The sequence below is a fragment of the Aquifex sp. genome, from assembly GCF_056494385.1.
This window is the reverse complement of record NZ_JBSLZM010000046.1, coordinates 1-2,498: the sequence shown is the minus strand read 5'-3', so window position 1 is coordinate 2,498 and position 2,498 is coordinate 1. Positions and strand designations below refer to the sequence as shown.

Annotated in this window: 2 protein-coding genes and 1 pseudogene; all 3 read left to right on the top strand. The window is 42.5% G+C overall.

Going from position 1 to position 2,498, the window contains the following annotated elements; all coding sequences use genetic code 11:
- The coding region (locus ACWB1W_RS03615) for a pseudouridine synthase (RefSeq protein WP_479370031.1) at positions 1–655 on the top strand (655 nt) is incomplete at its 5' end.
- Positions 652–2,118: an IGHMBP2 family helicase gene (locus ACWB1W_RS03610; RefSeq protein WP_479370030.1), complete on the top strand. Its 1,467-nt coding sequence runs from the start codon at positions 652–654 to the stop codon at positions 2,116–2,118. The genes ACWB1W_RS03615 and ACWB1W_RS03610, both read left to right, overlap by 4 nt.
- Before the next feature lie 15 nt (positions 2,119–2,133).
- Positions 2,134–2,498 (top strand): annotated as a pseudogene (locus ACWB1W_RS03605) (bacterio-opsin activator); the annotation flags it as partial.

The following is a 2,498-nucleotide window of genomic DNA, read 5'->3' as shown; positions in this document are numbered from 1 at the left end:
GGCAAAGGAACTAATAAGGGAAGGAAGGGTAAGGGTAGGAGGAAGGGTGGTAAAGAGTCCTGATTACAAGGTAAGGGAAGGAGAAAGTGTAGAGGTTGAAGGGGTAAACGTAAAACCAAAAGAACACGTTTACATTATGCTTTTCAAACCAAAAGGTTACATCTCAACCACGGAAGAGGAAGCTAAATATCCCTCTTTCCTGGAGATTATTAAGGAGCATTTTGGAAATAGAAAGCTTTTTTCCGCAGGAAGGCTTGACGTTGATGCGGAAGGTCTTCTACTTATAACCGACGACGGGGAGTTTGCCCACAGAATAACACATCCCAAGTGGAAGGTTGAAAAGGAGTATGTTGTTAAACTTGATAGACCTTTTAGAGACTTTGAGAGGATAAAAAACGTTGAACTTGAAGGAAAACATGTCAGTCTCGTTGGAGCGGAGAAACTCTCGGAGGATACTTTAAAGGTTATTCTTACCGAAGGTCGTTACCATATAGTAAAAAGACTCTTTAGAGCTATCGGATACAACGTAAAGGATTTGAAAAGAACGAGAATAGGAAACCTCCAGCTTGATGAGGATATGGAGCCCGGGGATTGGAGGGAACTCAAAGATGAAGAGGTAAAAAGCCTAAAGAAACTTGTTAAACTTATCCGATGAGCCGGTTAAACGAGTATCAGAGGGAAGCGGTAAGAAAGGCTGTTGAATCGGAAAAGGTTTTTCTGATACACGGTCCTCCGGGAACCGGAAAGACAACAACTCTCGTAGCATGTATAGAAGAGCTTGTAAAGAGAGGTAACAGGGTTCTCGCGGTTGCGGACTCAAATATAGCTGTTGATAACTTGGTGGAAAGACTTGTTAAAAAAGGTATAAAAGCGGTAAGGGTAGGAAACCCCGTAAGGGTTCTAAAGAGTATAAAAATGCACACCCTTGATTACCTCCTTGAGCTTGAACCCGAGTTTGAGAGGGCTAAGAAACTTTACGAGGAAATAGAAAGCCTGAAGGAGGAACAAAAAAGATACGTTAGACCGGAACCCAGGTATAGAAGAGGTCTGAGTGACGAAGAGATACTAAAAAGAGCAAAAACGGGAACACCCGTAAGAGGTCTTTCTTCCAAAATTCTCAGAAGCATGGCGAAATGGATAAAGCTCCAAGAAAAAATAAGGGAGCTTTACGAGGAAGCAAAAAAGGAGGAAGCAAAGGCCGTTAATAAAATCCTAAAGAGGAGTGAAGTTGTTTGCACTACTAACTCAACAGCGGGAAGCGAAATCCTTGAAAGTTACACCTTTGACGTTGTCGTTATAGACGAAGCAACTCAGGCAACCGAGCCCTCATGCTTGATACCAATAGTCAAAGGAAAAAAACTTATAATGGCCGGGGACCACAAACAGCTTCCACCCACGGTTTTAAGTGAAAAAGCAAAACAAGGACTGAGCTACACCCTCTTTGAGAGATTAATAGACCTTTACGGTGAGAAGTTTTACACACTCCTAAGGATTCAATACAGAATGAACAAGAAAATAATGGAGTTCTCAAACAGAATGTTTTACGGGGGAAAGCTGATAGCCCACGAGAGTGTAGCAAACCGGACTTTGAAGGGAATCATAAATGAGGAAAGATTAAAAGAAGTACCGTCTCCCTACAAAGAGGCACTACTTCCCGAGAATATAATCGTATTTGTGGATACGGAAGGAAGAGAAGAGCAAAGGAAAGGGAGCACATCCTTTTACAACGAGGAAGAGGCCAAAGTGTGTAAGGAACTGGTTGCACACCTTATAAAGGTAGGTTTAAAACCGGAAGATATAGGCGTGATATCTCCTTACGAGGACCAGGTTAACCTCCTGGAGGAGCTTATAAATATTGAAGACCTTGAAATAAAAACCGTAGACGGATTTCAGGGAAGGGAAAAAGAGGTGATAGTAATCTCTTTCGTGAGGGCAAACACCTACGGAGATTTGGGATTTTTAAAGGATTACAGAAGGTTAAACGTAGCACTTACAAGGGCAAAAAGGAAACTTATAATGGTCGGGAACGGGGAAACCTTGATCAAAGATAAGGTTTACGAAGAGTTAATAAGATACGTAGAAAAAGAAGGGGTTATATTAAAAGTTAGAAAGCCATAAAAAGGAGGTGGTGGAATGGTGGTAGAGGTAAAACCCGTAGAGGTTGACGTTGAAGCACTGGTTACCAGGGTGTTCCTCAAAGCGATAGACCTTCTGGGGGGTCTTCACAAACTTGCGGAATTCAGGACACTCACATGGCTCCCCTCACTGGCAAGGGCTTCCTTTGTAGTTGTTTACAGGGAAGAGTTCCTGAAAACAGAAGAGGAAATAGCGGAACTCGTAGGTCTCACGAGACAAACCGTTAGAAATATCCTGAGGGCGGACCCGGAACTTGCCCTTTACAAGATTCAGCACATTGAAGAGCTTACAAAGGAAGAAAAGAAAGAACTCAGGGTTCACACCGCAGGTGGTATAGCTAAACTCGCTTACAAGAAAGTAAA

Excerpts from the sequence above, each read along its gene's own strand:
- ACWB1W_RS03610 (WP_479370030.1), top strand. The coding sequence starts at position 652 with ATGAGCCGGTTAAACGAGTATCAGAGGGAAGCGGTAAGAAAGGCTGTT.